At 47.8% G+C, this 17,793-nt stretch carries 13 protein-coding genes and 1 pseudogene; 10 read left to right on the top strand and 4 right to left on the bottom strand.

Going from position 1 to position 17,793, the window contains the following annotated elements; genetic code table 11:
• From VIP81_RS11545 to VIP81_RS11535, 3 genes are all read left to right on the top strand, one after another.
• Positions 1-777: RagB/SusD family nutrient uptake outer membrane protein (locus tag VIP81_RS11545; RefSeq protein ID WP_331960171.1), on the top strand; the 777-nt coding region annotated here is incomplete at its 5' end.
• A gap of 20 nt (positions 778-797) precedes the next feature.
• The gene (locus VIP81_RS11540; protein WP_331960168.1) at positions 798-2,411 is read left to right on the top strand and encodes a glucoamylase family protein; all 1,614 of its coding nucleotides are present in this window, start codon (positions 798-800) and stop codon (positions 2,409-2,411) included.
• A gap of 62 nt (positions 2,412-2,473) precedes the next feature.
• Positions 2,474-4,045, top strand: a complete 1,572-nt coding sequence (locus tag VIP81_RS11535) for a sulfatase (RefSeq protein WP_331960165.1) — start codon at positions 2,474-2,476, stop codon at positions 4,043-4,045.
• 169 nt (positions 4,046-4,214) lie between these two features.
• On the opposite strand, the gene VIP81_RS11530 is transcribed toward VIP81_RS11535, so the two are convergent.
• Positions 4,215-5,339, bottom strand: a complete 1,125-nt coding sequence (locus VIP81_RS11530) for an epoxide hydrolase family protein (protein ID WP_331960162.1) — start codon at positions 5,337-5,339, stop codon at positions 4,215-4,217.
• 314 nt (positions 5,340-5,653) lie between these two features.
• On the opposite strand from VIP81_RS11530, the gene VIP81_RS11525 reads away from it, so the two are divergent.
• The 5 genes from VIP81_RS11525 (at position 5,654) to VIP81_RS11505 (ending at position 11,734) form a co-directional block, all read left to right on the top strand.
• Positions 5,654-6,673: a LacI family DNA-binding transcriptional regulator gene (locus tag VIP81_RS11525; RefSeq protein ID WP_331960158.1), complete on the top strand. Its 1,020-nt coding sequence runs from the start codon at positions 5,654-5,656 to the stop codon at positions 6,671-6,673.
• A gap of 95 nt (positions 6,674-6,768) precedes the next feature.
• A complete protein-coding gene (locus VIP81_RS11520; protein WP_331960155.1) occupies positions 6,769-7,908 on the top strand; it encodes a glycoside hydrolase family 172 protein in 1,140 nt (379 codons plus the stop codon).
• Between the two features lie 19 nt (positions 7,909-7,927).
• Positions 7,928-9,493, top strand: a complete 1,566-nt coding sequence (locus VIP81_RS11515; protein ID WP_331960152.1) for an aldehyde dehydrogenase (NADP(+)) — start codon at positions 7,928-7,930, stop codon at positions 9,491-9,493.
• Positions 9,494-9,629: 136 nt separating this feature from the next.
• Positions 9,630-10,862, top strand: coding sequence for a DUF6786 family protein (locus VIP81_RS11510; protein ID WP_331960149.1), 1,233 nt, complete (start codon positions 9,630-9,632; stop codon positions 10,860-10,862).
• Between the two features lie 11 nt (positions 10,863-10,873).
• The gene (locus VIP81_RS11505; RefSeq protein ID WP_331960146.1) at positions 10,874-11,734 is read left to right on the top strand and encodes a fumarylacetoacetate hydrolase family protein; all 861 of its coding nucleotides are present in this window, start codon (positions 10,874-10,876) and stop codon (positions 11,732-11,734) included.
• 32 nt (positions 11,735-11,766) lie between these two features.
• On the opposite strand, the gene VIP81_RS11500 is transcribed toward VIP81_RS11505, so the two are convergent.
• A complete protein-coding gene (locus VIP81_RS11500) occupies positions 11,767-14,313 on the bottom strand; it encodes a GH116 family glycosyl hydrolase (protein WP_331960143.1) in 2,547 nt (848 codons plus the stop codon).
• Between the two features lie 255 nt (positions 14,314-14,568).
• Positions 14,569-15,453: an NmrA family NAD(P)-binding protein gene (locus tag VIP81_RS11495; protein ID WP_331960140.1), complete on the bottom strand. Its 885-nt coding sequence runs from the start codon at positions 15,451-15,453 to the stop codon at positions 14,569-14,571.
• 93 nt (positions 15,454-15,546) lie between these two features.
• Here VIP81_RS11495 and VIP81_RS11490 point away from each other — a divergent pair, with 93 nt between their 5' ends.
• Together VIP81_RS11490 and VIP81_RS33760 are read left to right on the top strand one after the other, a co-directional pair.
• On the top strand, positions 15,547-16,473 hold the full coding sequence (locus VIP81_RS11490) for an AraC family transcriptional regulator (RefSeq protein WP_331960137.1): 927 nt from the start codon (positions 15,547-15,549) through the stop codon (positions 16,471-16,473).
• 21 nt (positions 16,474-16,494) lie between these two features.
• Positions 16,495-16,776: pseudogene (locus tag VIP81_RS33760) on the top strand (transposase); the annotation flags it as partial.
• A 186-nt stretch (positions 16,777-16,962) separates the two neighbouring features.
• Here VIP81_RS33760 and VIP81_RS11485 read toward each other — a convergent pair.
• Positions 16,963-17,793, bottom strand: an 831-nt coding sequence (locus VIP81_RS11485) for a hypothetical protein (protein ID WP_331960134.1), incomplete at its 5' end; no start/stop codon positions are given.

Genomic DNA, 17,793 nt, shown 5'->3' with positions numbered 1-17,793 from the left:
ACCACCGCGGTTATTAATTCCGGATTGTATAGTCTGCAGCCAGCCTATAGTTATCTTTTTTCGGAAGATGGAGAAAATTGCGGTGAGTCTATCTTTGAAGTACAGGCATTGTATACGGCGGCTTACACCACTTATGGTTGTCAATATGCCCAGGTGCAGGGCATCCGCGGCGCCGGACAATTCAACCAGGGATGGGGTTTCAACGTTCCATCTGCCAGTCTCGCCGCCGCCTATGAAACCGGTGATCCCCGCAGAGAGTCCACCATTCTATATGCCGGTGAAACCACTCCTTACGGGGAAACGCTACCACAGGGATTACCCAATCCTATGTATAACCAGAAAGTATATACGAATCCTAAAGTACGTACACAAAACAACAGCAATTTTGGGCAGTGGAGCAATGTACGGCTGCTGCACTACTCAGATGTATTGCTCATGCATGCGGAAGCGGCCAATGAACTGGGACAGGCAGACGAAGCCCTCGCCAAACTGGAAATGGTACGCGCCCGTGCCCGTGGTAACAGCGCCAGCATTCTGCCCAAAATCACGGAGCGTGATCCGCAAAAACTCATGGACCTGATCCGCAACGAGCGTCGTATAGAACTGGCTATGGAACAGGAACGCTTCTACGATATAGTACGCTGGGGCATCGCTAAAAAAGCACTTGCCGCGGCAGGGAAAAATAATTATGTGGATAGCAAACACGAACTGTTGCCGATTCCACAGGATGAAATGGACAAAGCACAGGGCGTACTGATTCAGAACCCTGGTTATTAATATCTCCCTAAAAAAAAGACATGAAAAAAATATTCATTAGTATAGCCGTCATCGTTATGTTGATGCCCGTGATTGCCTGCACTAAATCAAATGCGGTAGCCGTAAGCGTTACAGACAGCACCGCTATCAACCAGGCATTACTGGAAAAAACACAGCAGGGATGTTTTCAATATTTCTGGCAGCTGGGTAAAAATTTCTCCGGCATGGCGCCGGAGCGGTCTACCACTACTTCCGGCAACACCGTCACGACCGGGGGTACCGGTTTTGGCGTGATGGCCACTATCTGCGGCATGGAACGTGGCTGGATTACCAAAACCGAAGGGATACAACGTATCCTCAGCATCGTGCGTTTCCTCGACAAAGCCGATCGCTTTCATGGCGCCTGGTCACACTGGATGGATGGCACCACCGGCAAGGCCAATCCCTTCAGTGGCAAAGGCAATGCGGGCGACCTGGTAGAAACCTCTTTCATGATGGCAGGCCTGCTCAGCGCCAAAGCCTATCTGACCGGCAACAGCGCAGAAGAAGCAGAAATCCGTCAGCTAACGGATAAGTTTTATCAAGCTATTGAGTGGGACTGGTATACCAACAATACTAAAAGTCTTTACTGGGGCTGGTATCCACAGGGCAATGTATTTGAACTACCCATCAGCGGCTGGAACGAAAGTCTGATTACTTATATCCTCGCACTGGGCGCCCCCACCCATGGCATCACGGCAGACGTATACACCAATGGCTGGACCCGTAACGGTAACTTCCGCAATGGCAAAACTTTCTATGGCTATAAACAATACCTTGGCAGAGATAAAGGCGGACCACTGTTCCTGTCTCATTATTCTTTCCTGGGCTTAAACCCACACCTGATGCAGGATCAATACTGCAGCTATATACAACAGAATATCAATCACACCATGATTAACCGTGCCTATTGCTTGCAGGAAGCACCTGCCACCAATCAATACGCACCTAATCAATGGGGCCTCACCGCCGCCGATGGAGTAAATGGTTACAGGGCCCATGCGCCGGACCTTGACGAAGGCACCCTGGCGCCTACCGCCGCCTTATCTGCTATGCCTTATACGCCGTATTATTCCCTGCAGGCGTTACAACATTACTCCAATGATCTGGGCTACCAACTTTGGGGCGTATATGGTTTTCATGATGCATTCAACATCAGTAAAAACTGGTACGACAATCAATACCTCGCTATTGATCAGGGCCCAATTGTGGTGATGATAGAAAACTATCGTACCGGTAAAATATGGGACCTTTTAATGAGCAGCCCGGAAGTAAAACAAGGACTGCTACTGGCAGGCATTAGCCAGCCGGTGTATGAAACCGGATTTCCGGAAGCGGTACCGGAAACCATCTCCGGCAGCTACGACCTGCTGCTGCACCCGGACAAGAAAGTATATGAAATGGCTTATTATGTGAAAGAAGCCGGTAGCAGCACCACCTTTACACTGCTCGACGAAAGTGGTAAAACCGTAAGAGTATTGCAAAAGACCACCGCCACTAACGTAGGCGCACATACGCTGACGTTCAACAATGATAAGATCTCCAGCGGCCATACCTACGTGTTGCAATTGCAATCCGGCGAAAAACGTATATCCATCAAAGTTACCCTTCATTAATCCTCAGCGGGTGTGTCAGTGATGGGATGCACCCGCTTCCTTTCTTTCTAAATTTTGTATTCATGAAAAAACTGTTTACCAGCCTGGTAATAGCGATGCTATTGTGTAAAAGTTCGGGAACAACTGCGCAGGTACTGTATCCTCCAACGAAACCCAACATCATCGTCATCATGACAGATGATCATGCCTTGCAGGCGATCAGCGCCTATAATCCGGCGCTGTTACATACGCCGAATATAGACCGCATCGCCAAAGAAGGCGCTATTTTCACCAACAGCTTTTGCACCAATTCTATTTGTGCACCCAGCAGAGCAGTGATATTAACCGGTAAACATTCCAATGTAAACGGGCAAATACACAATGGCATCACCTTCGACAGCTCACAGGTAACATTCCCCAAACTGCTGCAGCAGGCGGGTTATCAGACCGCAATGATTGGTAAATGGCACCTGAAAAGTATGCCTACCGGCTTCAACTACTGGATCACCATGCCCGACCAGGGACATTACTACAATCCTGATTTTATTATGATGGATGGCAGCGTAAAACAGGTCACCGGCTATGCGACCAACCTGATCACCGACTACGCCCTGCAATACCTGGATACCCGCGATACAGCTAAACCATTTTGTATGCTGCTGTATCACAAAGCGCCACACCGCAACTGGATGCCGGATACGAGCGATTTTGATGCATTGCGCGGAAGGCATTTTCCGGCGCCACCCACGTTATACGACGATTACAAAAATCGTACTGCCGCCGCTGCACAACAGGAAATGAGTATTGAAAAAGATATGTACCTGGTATATGATCTTAAACTGTATGATACTACCGGCGCTATTATAGATGGAAAATGGTCGTGGACCAATTTCATTCACGACTATGAGCGGCTTAACCCTGCACAAAAGGCCGCCTGGGACAAGGAATATGCGCCGGTGATTGCCGACTATAAAAAACGTAGCCCCACCGGCAAAGCATTGATTGCATGGAAGTACCAGCGTTATATGGAGGACTATCTACGTTGTGTCGTATCCGTAGACAAAAGTATTGGTCGCGTACTGGATTACCTGGATGCACATCATCTTACCGAAAACACGATTGTGATTTACACGTCTGATCAGGGCATGTACCTCGGTGAACACGGTTGGTTTGATAAACGATTTATGTATGAAGAGTCACTCCATATGCCGCTGGTGATGCGTTATCCGGGGCATATACAGCCAGGCACCGTAGAAAAACAATTAGTGCAAAACCTCGACTATGCCCCCACCCTGCTGGACTATGCAGGTGTATGCGCCCCCGCCGATATGCAGGGGCAATCATTTGCACCACTGCTGTCCGGAAAGTCCATTCCATGGCGGGATGCCATTTACTACCATTACTATGAATACCCCGCGTTTCACAGCGTGAAACGCCATTACGGTATACGTACCAACCGGTATAAGCTGATCCACTTCTATAATAATATTGATACCTGGGAATTGTATGATTTGTTGCAGGATCCACATGAAATGAAAAACAGGTATGATGATCCGAAGTATTCCGCTATCCGGAAGGATTTAAGTACGCGGCTGGAAGCCATGCGTATACAGTATAAAGATACGGTACCCGATAATTTCGTACGTCCGTTCTAGTAATTTCCCGCAAAGGAGCAAAGCAGCGAAGCAGCAAAGGCGCGAAGATGATATAATTGTCTTATTTAGAGCTATTACCTCATCTCCGCGTATTGCGGACTTAAAATCCGCTTCGGTATTCTTTGCTGCTTCGCTGCTTTGCACCTTTGCGAGAAAAAATATACTGTGCTTATCCCAGTAACCGTGCAAAATGCTGCAGTTCCTGCACATACAAGGCGGGTACTTCGAGTGCGGCAAACCGGCCACCCTGTGGTAGTTTATTAAAGCTTTTCAGATTCACGCGGCGCGCGGCCCATTCTTCCGGTGTATTACTATCTGCCGGGAAAATAGATACGGCGGTAGGCACTTCTGTTCTGGGCACTGGTTTCGGACCATGTTCTCCAAACATCACACGTGCATCTTCCAGGTATCTTCTGATAGCGGTATTGATAGTAGCAGACACCCAATAGATCATGATATTGGTGAGCAATTCATCTTTTGTAAAACTGTTTTCTATATTTCCTTTGGTATCACTCCAGGCATAAAATTTCTCCAGGATCCAGGAGGCCAGTCCTACGGGGGAATCATTCAACGCATATCCCAGTGTTTGGGGTTTGGTAGATTGAATCATGTTAAAGGCGCCTTCCATAAACCACCAGCCCTGAATAAACTGTCCGAACTGTTGCTCTGCCGGCGACATGGTGGACCAGTCTTCCGTACCATTTGGATAACCGGTATCGGTGAGATGAATACCTTTTACCTGTGCAGGATAATTTTGTGCCAGGGCGGTGGTCACAGCGAAATCGCCTGCTGCCAGGAAGCTGTCGTAGCCGAGTACTTCGGTCATTAACTTTGCCCACAGGTGTGCCGCGTTTTCGGAAGTGGTAGCTACGCGGCTGGAAAAACCATAACCGGGCATAGATGGAATAATTACATCAAAACAAGGGGCATCGTCTGCTGGTGCGGTCAGCATCGGAATTACTTTATAAAAACGGAAAAAAGAGTCGGGCCATTCGTGTGTGAGGAGCAATGGTTTGGCATCAGGACGATTGCCTTTTACATAAATAAAATGAATGTCTACACCGTCAATCGTTGCCTTAAATTGAGGAAAACTGTTTAACAGGGCTTCCTGTTTGCGCCAGTCATAGCTATGTTGCCAATAGTCTGTTAGCTCCCGCAGGTATTGCGGATTGGTACCATAATTCCAGCCGGCATTTTCGGGTTCATCTGTCCAGCGGGTTTGTTTCAGTCTTGCTGCCAGATCAGTCAGCAGGTCTTCAGATACTTCAATTTTAAAAGGCTGTAATTGTTTCATGATAGTATTTTCTTTAAGTGATGTAAGCGTTATCGTTGTTTGCTGAAACAAAATTAACAGGGGTATGTGACAACAGTCTGTCAGTTGAAAAAAAGAAAGTTAAACTTTTTTTCAGGTAGATGATTCCAGCGATCACGTTTCGTTGGCCGGGCCTGCCGGGAACGGCACTGATGTTATCAGTCAACTAACGCGACTATCTGCCTCTGGTTTATTTTCCGGGGCGGCAGCAGGCTCCATGCGGTATCCATCTCCCAAAAACTAAAAAAAATACTAAAAAGCTTGCATACTTAAACGTTTAAGCATATTTTTAAGCAATGAAGAAAGTCTCGCTGAAAGATATCGCTACCCAGGCAGGAGTGTCCACGGCATTGGTATCCTATGTGCTGACGAATAAAGAGAAAGAGGCCCGTGTGGGAGCAGTGATCGCCAAAAAAATCAGGGAGATAGCGCGCAAGCTGAACTATCAGCCCAATCATATTGCCCGTAGTTTAAAAAGTGGCCGGTCTTTTACCATTGGTTTGATTGTGGCAGATATCTGCAACCCTTTCTTTGCCAACATTGCCCGCATCATAGAAGATGAAGCCAAGCGAAATAATTATACCGTGATCTTTGGCAGTTCGGATGAGAACGTGGATAAATCGGGTGACCTTATTAATGTATTATTGAACCGGCAGGTAGATGGATTGATCATTACACCGACGGAGGGATCGGAAGAACAGATCCGGCAGTTGAAAGCACAGAAGGTACCTTTTGTATTGATTGACCGTTTCTTTCCCGGGATGGAGGCCAGTCATATTGCCGTGAATAATTACGAAGCCGCCTTTCATGCGGTATCTCACCTGGTAAAAACGGGCAGAAAGCGCATTGGCATGATTGCCTATAAAACCACCCTGCATCATATTGGTGAAAGAAAACGTGGCTATAAAGCAGCTTTAAAGGCGCATGGGATGACGGCAGGCAATACGTTGCTGAAGTCGGCCAGGTATTCGCATCTTAAAGAAGACATTAAAGTATCCATAGATCAACTGCTCAGTGGGCCTCATCCGGCGGATGCTGTTTTTTTTGCCACCAATAGCATTGCCATGGAGGGATTGAAATATATTAACTCATTGGGGGTACGCATTCCGGATCAACTGGCGGTGATCACCTTTGATGAAGGGGAAGCACTGGACCTGTTTTACTCCCCTGTTACGTTTGTACGGCAACCTATCCTGGAAATGGGTAAGGCGGCAGTACGTGTGCTGTTGGAAGAAATCAAAGACCATAAAAAAGAGACCGAACATATTTGCATCGATACGACACTAGTGGTCAGAAAGTCCTGTGGCAGCCGTTAACGGCCGCCATACCGCACCCATGACTGCATTTTATTGCACAACTATGCTTAAACGTTAAAGCGACTATTCATTTAAAACCCGAAATCAAAATCCACATGATGAAAAAACTGCTGCTGCTATCTATATCTGCGTGTATCAGCTGGGGCACCTACGCACAACAATCCTTCAACGGATTAGACATGAACATGGGTAATCTCTTCCGTCTCTCTAATGCCAAAACGCGTTCTATCAGTCCGGAGAACATCACCGGCGAACCGGCCAAAGGTGGCATGGCGACCCTCGACCAGGGCAATGCCCGTAGCGCCGCCAGGGATCTGGGTCAGGGCTGGAAGGTAAATCCTTTCATTTTTATTGAACCCGGCAAAACGGTGACGCTGGCGGAAGTAACCGGTCCCGGCGCCATACAGCATATCTGGATGACCCCCACCGGCAACTGGCGCTATTCTATTCTCCGCTTTTACTGGGATGATGAAACCACGCCCTCTGTAGAAGTACCGGTAGGTGATTTCTTCGGCATGGGCTGGGGCGAATATGCACCGCTCAATTCCCTGGCGGTATGCGTGAATCCCGGCAGCGCCTTCAACTGCTACTGGGCCATGCCTTTCCGGAAGAAATGCAAAATCACCATGGAAAATATCAATACAGAAAGAATGACCCTGTACTACCAGGTCGACTATACGCTGACGACGGTACCTGAAGATGCTGGTTATTTCCATGCACAATTCCGCCGCAACAATCCCGTGAAAGATGCCTCTTTTACGATGCTGGATGGCGTAAAAGGACAAGGACAATACGTAGGTACCTATCTCGCCTGGGGCGTGAATAATAACGGCTGGTGGGGCGAAGGGGAAATAAAATTCTTTATGGATGGCGATGGTAAATTCCCTACTATTTGCGGCACCGGTACGGAAGACTATTTCTGTGGCTCCTATAACTTCGACCATAAAGGTCGCTATACAGAATTCTCCACCCCTTATACCGGGTTGCACCAGGTGATCCGTCCCGATGGATTATATAAATCGCAGCAACGTTTTGGTTTATACCGCTGGCATATTATGGACCCAATCCGTTTTGAAAAGGAACTGAAAGTGACCATACAGGATCTTGGCTGGCGCAGTGGTGGCCGTTATCTGCCACAGCAATCAGATATCAGCAGTGTCGTGTTCTGGTATCAGCGCGAGCCACATGCACCTTTTCCCAAGTTGCCATCTATGAATGATCTGGAAGTAAACTGATAAATAAAACTACCACAAGATGAGTCGAACATCGTCAACAGGATTACAGCTGATAGGCAATCACTTTTCAGGAGAAGGCGATCAGTTATTCCGTGCATTTGATCCGGTACAGCAGCAATGGTTGCCGACCGAATTCCGCGAAGCCACTACCGGAGAAATAGACACCGCCCTAACGATGGCGGCCAAGGCATTTATCGCTTATAAAAAAACGACTTCCTTGCAGCGGGCTGCTTTTCTACAGGCCATTGCAGAAGAAATTATTTCTCTGGGAGATGAGTTAATCAGCGTAGCCTCGTCGGAAAGCGGGCTACCGCTGCAGCGCTTGCAGGGTGAAAGAGATCGTACTACCGGGCAGTTGCGGTTGTTTGCCAACACCATTGCCGAAGGCTCCTGGGTGAATGCCCGGATCGACACCGGCACGCCCGATATACGGCAAATGCAGATTCCTCTTGGCGTAGTTGGCATTTTTGGCGCCAGCAATTTTCCGCTGGCATTTTCTGTGGCCGGTGGCGACACGGCGTCCGCACTGGCCGCCGGTTGCACCGTGGTATTCAAAGCACATCCCGCACACCCGCATACCTCCCACCTGGTAGCCACCGCCATCCGCAAAGCGGTGATGCGTACACAAATGCCGGAGGGCGTATTTTCCATGGTACACGGCACTTCCCACGAAACCGGTCAATACCTGGTAGCGCATCCGCTGGTATCGGCCATTGCTTTTACCGGTTCTTTCAAAGGCGGCAAGGCACTATACGATACGGCTACACGTAGAGCAGTACCCATACCGGTGTTTGCAGAAATGGGCAGTGTAAACCCGGTGTTTTTTCTGCCGGGTATATTACTGGAGAAGGGACCCGCGCTGGCTATGCAGTTGCTGCAATCGGTGACCCTGGGCGTAGGACAGTTTTGTACCAATCCCGGTATGTTTATCACGCCTTCGGCAGATGCAGCCGCAGCGTTTATCAGCACCCTGCAGCAAGGCATTGGCCATGCTACCGGCGGCCCTATGCTTACCCCCGGTATCTTACATGCGTATCAACAGGGCCTTGACTACCTCCAACAGGAAGGCGTACAGGTACTGGGAGCGGCCCAAACGGTGCCAGACCAGGCTACCCCTTACCTCTTGCAGGCAACGGCCGCAAATGCGCTGGAAAAGCCAGCTATCTGCCAGGAAGTATTTGGTCCGTCTTCGCTGCATATTCATGCCGGCAGTATAGAAGAAGTGTATACGCTGGCAAGAAAGCTCGAAGGCCAACTCACCGCTACCATTCATGGTACGGAAGAAGACCTGCGGGAACATGCCGGTCTTATTGATATTTTAAGAGAAAAAGCAGGCAGGATCATCATCAACGGTTTTCCTACAGGCGCGCCCGTGAACCATGCCATGGTACATGGCGGTCCCTGGCCCGCGGCCACTCCCGCTGCCGGCACTTCGTTAGGTACTGCCGCCATATATCGTTTCTGCCGGCCGGTATGCTTTCAGGATTTCCCGGTCTACCTGCTGCCACCGGAACTACAGGACCATAACCCCCTGGGGATATGGCGACTGGTAAATGGCACATTTGCAAAAATGGCTGATTCCTGATGACTTTGGGAGCTGAAGGCAGAAAGCAAAAAGCCGAAAGCGCCCGCGTTTTGTTGTTTTTCGCTGTTAATTTGATACAAAGAAATTCTGGCGAAGAAATTTTCACTGTTTGCTTTCATCGTTTAATTCCATCGATATGAAATCCTTTCTTCTTTCCGGTTGTCTGGCTGCAGGTTTAGCTGCATGCAATGGCGGCGGCACCACGCATGAACAACAACCTATGAAGCCTGTCAACTTTGGTGAAGACGTTGCTTTTCTGCAGCAGCATTTAAAAAATGTAGTCGTATTAAAACATGCCGGCGATAGCAGTGGGCTGGTGGTAACCGGCGACTACCAGGCGAGGGTAATGACCAGCACCACCGGCGGTAACGCGGGCAAAAGTTTTGGCTGGATTAATTACGACCTGGTAGATTCTCAAAAATTTGCACCGCATATCAATGCATTTGGTGGAGAAGAACGTTTCTGGCTCGGCCCCGAAGGCGGTCAATATGCACTCTTTTTCCCACCGGGAAAAACATTTGATTTTGTCAACTGGCAAACACCCGGACTGATAGATACCGCGCACTATGCTGTGACTGCACAATCCGATACCGCCATCACTTATCAGCAACAGGGTACGCTGCAGAATTATAAAGGCAGCAGCTTTACACTGCAAATCAGCCGAACTATCCGATTGTTAGGCAACAGCGAGGTGACGGCGCAACTGGGATTTGATTTGCCCGCAGGTATAAAAAGTATTGCCTACGAAACGGATAATGCCGTCACCAATAGTGGCGACAGCACCTGGCAGGAACAAAACGGCCTGCTGAGCATCTGGCTGCTCGGCATGTTTAAACCCTCCGATCAAACCGCCATCGTTGCACCCTTTCAGCATATTCCCAATGCGAAGCAACATATCACCGATGATTATTTTGGTAAAATATCTGCACAAAATCTGTTGATACAAGATAGTTTATTGTTGTTCCGCGCCGATGGCAAGTCCCGCGGAAAACTGGGCCTGTCGCCACTCGTGGCCAGGAGAGGCGCCGGCAGCATAGACCTGCAAAACAACACCCTCACCGTGCTGTTTTACGAAGTGGTACCACAAGGCCGGTATGTTAACTCCAAATGGGAGCAACAAAAAGAACCGTTCAAAGGTGATGCCGTGAACTGTTACAACGATGGCCCTCTGGCAGACGGCACACAAATGGGGCCGTTCTATGAAGTAGAATCTTCTTCCGATGCGCGCGCACTGAACCCCGGCGAAACGCTCCGCTACCGGCAGGTGACCATGCACTTCGAAGGCGACACCAAAGCATTGCAGGCCCTGGCCGCTCAGTTATGGCAGTTACCATTAAAAGAAGTAGAACAATTTCTTGCTAAAAAATAAAATACATCCACATGGAGATCATCCGCATTTATAAAACATCCACGACTTTACTAATTGCTTACCAGGATCAGTATTATACCATAGCGGCCAACTGGAACAGCTATGTAAACAGACAAGGATTATTTGAACTCGTGCGGGCCGACCTGAAAGGACGAACACCCATTTCAGCTGCACTGGCAACAGAACTGCTGGCGGGTGATTTAATGGCGCCTATCGGCGCACAGGAAGTATGGGCAGCGGGGGTTACTTATTACCGCAGTCGTACCGCCCGGATGGAAGAATCGGAAATCTCCGGTGGTGCTACGTTCTACGACAAAGTGTATGTAGCAGAACGGCCGGAACTCTTCTTTAAAGCCACACCGCACCGCGTATCCGGACATGGACAAATCCTGTTCATCCGGGAAGATTCCTCCTGGGATGTGCCGGAACCGGAACTAACTTTATTCATCAGCAGCCAGGGAACAATTGAAGGTTATACTATAGGCAACGACATGAGCTCCCGTAGCATAGAAGGAGAAAATCCATTGTATCTGCCGCAGGCAAAAGTATATGAGAAATGTGCCGGACTGGGCCCCTGTTTGATGGTACCGGATAGCCCTATTCCGCCGGACACGATGATTAACATGTCTATTTACCGCAATGAACAGGTACAATATTCCGACCGCGTGTCTATCAGCCAGATGAAACGCAGTCACCAGGAGCTGGTGAACTTTTTGTACAAAGGCTGCGCGTTCCCGGATGGTTGTTACCTGATGACGGGTACCTGCCTCGTACCGGATAATGGGTTCACCTTGCAGGATAATGATCGGGTAGAAATCAGCATCGATCATATTGGGCAGTTGGTGAATGAGGTGCAGACTTGTCGTTTATGACCAGAGGCAGGCATGATAAATGAGGACCTTTATCATGCCTGCCATGCTATCTTTTTACCGCCTACGACCGCATGTGTGGCGGGTATCACGCCGTAGGCCACCTGCAAGGAAGGGATACCTTTCTTCCAGCTCACCGTACCAAAACCTTTTTCTGTGGCAATAAAACTACTGAAGTCACCTATTTTTGAATCGATGTAAATGGCTTTTTCCACTGCATCGTATCTCACGCCGGTGAGCCCCTGTAACAGGCCATAGCTCGACATAGCGCGGGCATACCAGTGACCGCATTCGTATTCGTTGAAAGGATTACGTACCGTACCATCATATCGTTTACGACAGGCGCGTACAATATCCAGTCCTTTTGCCACTTCGCCCTGGAACATCAGGTGAGAAGCTACCTGGTATTCAATACCCGTCCATACTTCGTTGCTGTATACAAAGGGAAGCGACAGCATGCCTCCTTTAGGCCAGGAGCATAATAACAGGCCGCCTTCCTTTCCTAATGCATAGGTAGAGCGTTGTGGATTCACATGATTACTTAAATCTTTTTTCAGGTTGTATTGATGTACCGCCAGCAAATGACTTTTTGTTTTTGCCGGGTCCACGGGTTCTTCCATGCCACATACCCGGGCTATCCACGAGCCAAGAATGCCGTCTGACAGGCATCCGGTACCATATTGGTATTTAGGACCTTCTTTTTTGAGCAGCACCAATGCTTCGTCCGCGTACTGTGTACTGAATGATTGTGCTTGTACCGGGTCCGGAGCGTTTAGTCCGGTCCATTGAATTTTTTGTATAAAGTATTCTCCGTTATAGAGCGTTGTTTCCAGTTGATGTTTTCCTTTCTGATAGAGGGCGGTATATTCCGCCATATCATGGCCAAGGAAAGTACCCATCAATGAAAATGCCTGCAGGGCGCCCAGGTAAAAGCTGGTACACATACCGGTGGCTCCCCAGAATTCAATATCGTAGGTATTATGATGAGGCTCTTCTATCAATCCATTGCGACGTGGGTCCCAGGTACGGATGCAATAATCCATGCTCACTTTTACGCGCGGATATAATTGTTTGAGCCATTCATTGTCCCCGCTGATACGCCATTCCCGGTAAACCTTCATGATGCCTCCCAGTTGTCCGTCGGCAGCCGAATGAAAATTATGTACCAACGGAGAGATAGGAATATTCGCCCTGAATCCCTGATGCCCTTCTGCATTTTGGTTTTCGTTGAACTCCGTATGGCGTAAACTTCTTTCCAATGCAGGAAATAAATGGGGTACTGCCTGCGCATAATTCCATACATGTGTACAGGTACCATGACAACTGCCCCAGGTATCACCGGAGCCTTCCCAGCACCAGAAACGGCCATCATACTGTCGCATGACGGTGGCCGATTTCAGGATAGTCAGGTTAGCGGCTACCGCTTCCTGTACTTCGGGAGGCAGCGTGCTTTTATAGAACGTGTCTGTAAAAAGGGCGGTCTTTTTATACAGGTCCGCGTAGTTATCTTTCCAATAGTCACATACAGCAGCCACCTCTTTAAACCGGCTGCTGTACCAAGGCTTATAATATTTTCCGAATGAATTGGGTTCACCACTCACCTCTTCGCCTATACGTAATTTTGAATCCGGTACATACCAGGCCATCAGGAGGCGGATGACTTTTTTTTCACCGGGCTTTAATTGGAATGGTACAAACAGGGAGCCACCGGGCGCCTCTTTTTCTACCGGAGGGGTATTGCGCGTGTGGCCATCTTTCAAAGTATTCCAGACCATGGTCAGGGGATCAAACCAGCCACCACGAAACCAGCAATGATCTACGATGGTATTTGTTTCCGTAGTATAAATCGCAAAACGTCCCTGCTTCTCCGCCGCGTTTTCCGGTGCGGCTTGTGCTAACACAAATCCGTTGGGCATGGCTTCTACGTTGTGCAAGGTATCTGCCTGCCGCATAAAATTACGGGCGTGATAAGAGAAGATGAATTCTTCCGTTTTATGGCCGGTATTGATAAAATGATATTCCAGGGCACCAACAGGCATGCTGGCATGATCTTCATCGCCCGGGATAAAAGGGCTCCAACCTTTTATAGCTACCTGCACGGGCATTGTTTCATCTTCGAGTGTAATATCGGCAAATGGAAAACGGACTTTCATCACTGCGTTTTTAAAACGCGGGAGTCCCCAGGTAGCGCCGCCGGTGCCGCCCAGCCCCGCATCCCGCTGACCAAATTTTTTCCAGTCCGGAACAGGCCCTTCCAACACCCTGGCTTCACCGCCTTTTATACTGATGGCGGCAAACATGGCGGGCTCGCAAAACATTTCCGGGTTATGGTGAACAGACATATGCGAGATAGCGCCGCTGCCTTCCAGACAAAACATACCGGCGCCGATGCCACCGATAGGAAACGCAATCCGGTTATTATATTTCCCTTTGTAGCTGTCGTTAAAATGGCGGTCATTATCGGAAGCTGCTACTTTTTCGGAAGTGTTTTCTGCCAATGCCACTACCGGCAATGCGGAAATACCGAGATAGGTGACCGCTATATTTTTCAGAAAAAAACGTCGGTTGTTACTTTTTTTCATGGATCAGTTATTTATAAAAATCAGCTGGCCGGTGTTCTCTGGCGTGGAATTACTTCTCTTTTCTCTTGCAATAGTTTTTCGCGGCACTCATTTACTTAAACGTTTAAGCAAACAATAACAAAAATAATTTATGGTATTGAATCTATCATATTTTGTTTGCGTTCCCAAATTTATTTTATGAAGATGTAGCTGCATTTATTCCGAACATACCGGAAAAACGGTGGTGCTGTTTTCCCGGCATGTCATTCCTTGTTTTCATTTAAACCAGGCTGAATAGTCATTTACAAATGCTGCAGCGGTGCGTGCGGGCTTCCGCAAAATTTCTGCTACGGCATTGCTCACATACTCCGCCTCCCCATTGCGCTGCACGGCCGCATAGGCTACAAACGTCTGTACCATAGCAGGAGGCAAGCCTTTCTGCTCCATCCGTTGTTTGGCTTCCTCCAGGGTAAGTGCCACATAGGTTACCGGCTCTCCTAGCACCTGACTGAGGCTCGTAGCGAGTTGTCCGTAATTGATGGCTTCTCCGCCGGTGAGCACATAAGTGGCAGCCACATGTTGCGAAGGCGCCGTTAAAACATGAAAGGCTACTTCCGCAATATCCCGTACATCAATGTATGCCCGCTTGCCATCGCCGGTAGCTTCCAGTATCCTGCGCTCCTGCTTTACCCTTTCTGAGAATTCGCCTAACCAGTTCTGCATAAACCCGGTAGGTTGCAGGAGGGTCCAGGGAATACCGCTTGCTTTCAGCAACGCTTCCACGGCACTATGCGCCTGGCCTATCTGCGAGCTGGCCATGTGCGTGGGCGAACTTTTACCGGCAGCAGCAGAAGATAATTTTACGATATGCTCCACTCCCGCTTCCGCAGCGGTCTGTATCACCCCGTGCTGCTCCGCTACAAAATTGGTTCCCATACCGGACGACAAAAATACAGCCCGGCTGTTTGTCATCGTTTTGTGTAAACTCGCCTTATCCGCCATGTCTGCTTCCACCCATTCCACAAAAGGCAGTACCACGGCCTTGCTTTTATTACGCGTAACCGCAATGACGGGCACACCGGCGGCAGACAAAAACGTTAACAGTGCACTCCCTATTTTCCCGGTGGCACCAAATACCGTGATATACTGGTTCTTTTCCATTTTAATGATTTAATTTAGTAGACCCAAAGGTAAACGCCATAGCAGCCGGCAGCCAACGGGAAAGGAAGTCTCATCAACGCAAAAAGAAGTATTATGATCAGTAGTTGTCAGACGGGTAGCACAAACAATACCCCGGTGCAGGAAAAACAAGTCAGGATCAACGATGCATCCGGTTTTCATATACAGCTGGAAGAGCTCTCCTTTAAAGAAGTAGACCTCCGCTGGGGTAACTACAGCAACCCTACCCGGAAAGTCATGTCTTTTCTCCCGGCTAAAAAAATGATTGTCTCCCATTTCAGGCTGCAGGACGATACCATCACCACTGCGTCCACGATACCCGAAAAACAGTTTGTCGTATACCGGGAATCGCCGGAACCTTATGAAATGATAGTAGCCCCCACCCGGCTTAAAAACCGCTCCTTTTTCGAGCTTATGATGTCCGAAGATTTCTATCAGCATTTTTTTACGGAAGAAAGTCCCTTTATGCGCAGCTTCCAGCGCGACGAAACCATCAATGCCCCCTCTCCCGCTTTCACCGCACAGATGATGCCCGCCATGCAAAGCATCATCAACGATATGCGGCAATCACCCTACAACGGCCATCTAAAAGCGATGTACCTGGAAGCCAAAGCCATCGAGCTTTTCCTGATGCAGGTGAAACAGCTGGATGAGCAACATCTCCCGAAAAAAACAAAATTACCGGCAAAGGATGTGGAAAGTCTGCATGACATAAAGCAGTACATAGCGCAACATTATGAACAACCACTTTCCATTACCACCCTGGCCCGTAAAGCAGGGATTAACCAGATGAAGCTTAAAAATGGCTTTAAAGAATTGTTCAACACCACAGTATTTGGCTACCTCAGTGATATCCGCATGCAGGAAGCCAAACGGCTATTGCAGGACGAGAAAATGTATGTGGGAGAAGTAGCGGATAGGATGGGATATAAACACCCGCATCATTTTACGGCGGCGTTCAGGAAGAAGTTTGGAGTGATGCCGAAGGATGTTAGGAAGTAAAACCAGCCATACAATGTCATCTCCCGACAGCGCAACTGGTCGAAGCTTAGTACTTATTTTGATTAGTCTGAGGCCATACGAAGGTTAATCTATACAACAAATACCATTGAAGGCTTCCACCGACAAATCCGCAAAGTCACTAAGACTAAAGGTGCCTTTACATCGGATATGGCACTGCTAAAGCTAATCTACCTGGCAACTCAGAACATCCAGAAAAAATGGATCCAACCGCTCCAGAACTGGAGTTTGACGGTATCTCAGTTATCCATTAAATTTGGCGATCGGTTGAAACTCAATCTGTAAAAATAAATCTCATTATCAAACGATATTTTTTTCAGCATCAGTTACGCTTTTCAGCTGTACCAGAAAAAATATCATTTAATAATGAGATCAATTTAATAATGCAAAGTTATTTTGACACAGTTCATTTTACACTCCCTTGCACAGTTTATGAGATAACGTCTTTACAAAAAGTTCCTCATCAGTACATTAATCTACTTTCTCAACGATCACTGCATTCATAAAACACAAACCCCAAACATCCGGCATATAGCAACCAATTTTTATAGTTTCTCCATCTTTTAAATAACCTGTATAAGAAAGATAGTTGTTAACATTATCCTTACCTACAATTGTATTATCACATACTCCATTACTGCTACCCATTTTTACCCAAATTTTCGATGGTGCAAAATCAGCTGTCGTACTTGAAAGTATCTTCAAATTGTAAGTGCCGGCAGGTAAGCCCATTCCGGGTGTACCAATTACTTCATAGTTATAGTTTTGTGTAGCTGGATTAAAATTCAAAGCATAATTTAACCTCGCACTTTTAGAAACAACTGCTGGAAAAATATCGGTATAAATGTTAGCAGGAGCTTCATTGTCATTCCCATAATTACCACCATACTTTGCCCAATAAGTTGGATCAGTACTAACAGTATTGATTGCCCAACCTGATACAGGGTCTATTGCTGTTTGAATGGCTGTTGTTGGGTCGCCTGTTAAAGTTGCCCAGTCAGGATGAGAAGCAGCGTTTGTGTTAGCGAAATTAAATTTGCCGAAATTGGTTCTTGGATTAGCCGTTGTTGTTTTTTCAATCAATAATATGGCAACGGTTTGGCCATAATAGGATATGTTCTGATTGAATTGAAAATTAGCTAAAGCGGACATATTCATAACTATCTCTCCAGATGCATTCGGTTTAACATTATAATGGTCAGTTGTAAACATTGTGTTAAAACCTTCCAATCTACTTTGAGCGATACTGCCGTTCAATTCTGACCTGGTACCAGTTTTATTATTTGAATTAAATAAAGCTTT

Origin of the sequence: Chitinophaga sp. (assembly GCF_036566945.1) — a bacterium.
Taxonomy (GTDB): domain Bacteria; phylum Bacteroidota; class Bacteroidia; order Chitinophagales; family Chitinophagaceae; genus Chitinophaga.
The sequence above is the reverse complement of the archived record's forward strand: the minus strand, read 5'-3'. Positions and strand labels throughout refer to the sequence as shown.

Coding starts and splice junctions, on each gene's coding strand:
- VIP81_RS11495 (WP_331960140.1), bottom strand. CDS start 15,453: ATGGAAAAGAACCAGTATATCACGGTATTTGGTGCCACCGGGAAAATA.
- VIP81_RS11490 (WP_331960137.1), top strand. CDS start 15,547: ATGATCAGTAGTTGTCAGACGGGTAGCACAAACAATACCCCGGTGCAG.
- VIP81_RS11530 (WP_331960162.1), bottom strand. CDS start 5,339: ATGAAACAATTACAGCCTTTTAAAATTGAAGTATCTGAAGACCTGCTG.
- VIP81_RS11505 (WP_331960146.1), top strand. CDS start 10,874: ATGGAGATCATCCGCATTTATAAAACATCCACGACTTTACTAATTGCT.
- VIP81_RS11520 (WP_331960155.1), top strand. CDS start 6,769: ATGATGAAAAAACTGCTGCTGCTATCTATATCTGCGTGTATCAGCTGG.
- VIP81_RS11500 (WP_331960143.1), bottom strand. CDS start 14,313: ATGAAAAAAAGTAACAACCGACGTTTTTTTCTGAAAAATATAGCGGTC.
- VIP81_RS11540 (WP_331960168.1), top strand. CDS start 798: ATGAAAAAAATATTCATTAGTATAGCCGTCATCGTTATGTTGATGCCC.
- VIP81_RS11525 (WP_331960158.1), top strand. CDS start 5,654: ATGAAGAAAGTCTCGCTGAAAGATATCGCTACCCAGGCAGGAGTGTCC.
- VIP81_RS11510 (WP_331960149.1), top strand. CDS start 9,630: ATGAAATCCTTTCTTCTTTCCGGTTGTCTGGCTGCAGGTTTAGCTGCA.
- VIP81_RS11535 (WP_331960165.1), top strand. CDS start 2,474: ATGAAAAAACTGTTTACCAGCCTGGTAATAGCGATGCTATTGTGTAAA.
- VIP81_RS11515 (WP_331960152.1), top strand. CDS start 7,928: ATGAGTCGAACATCGTCAACAGGATTACAGCTGATAGGCAATCACTTT.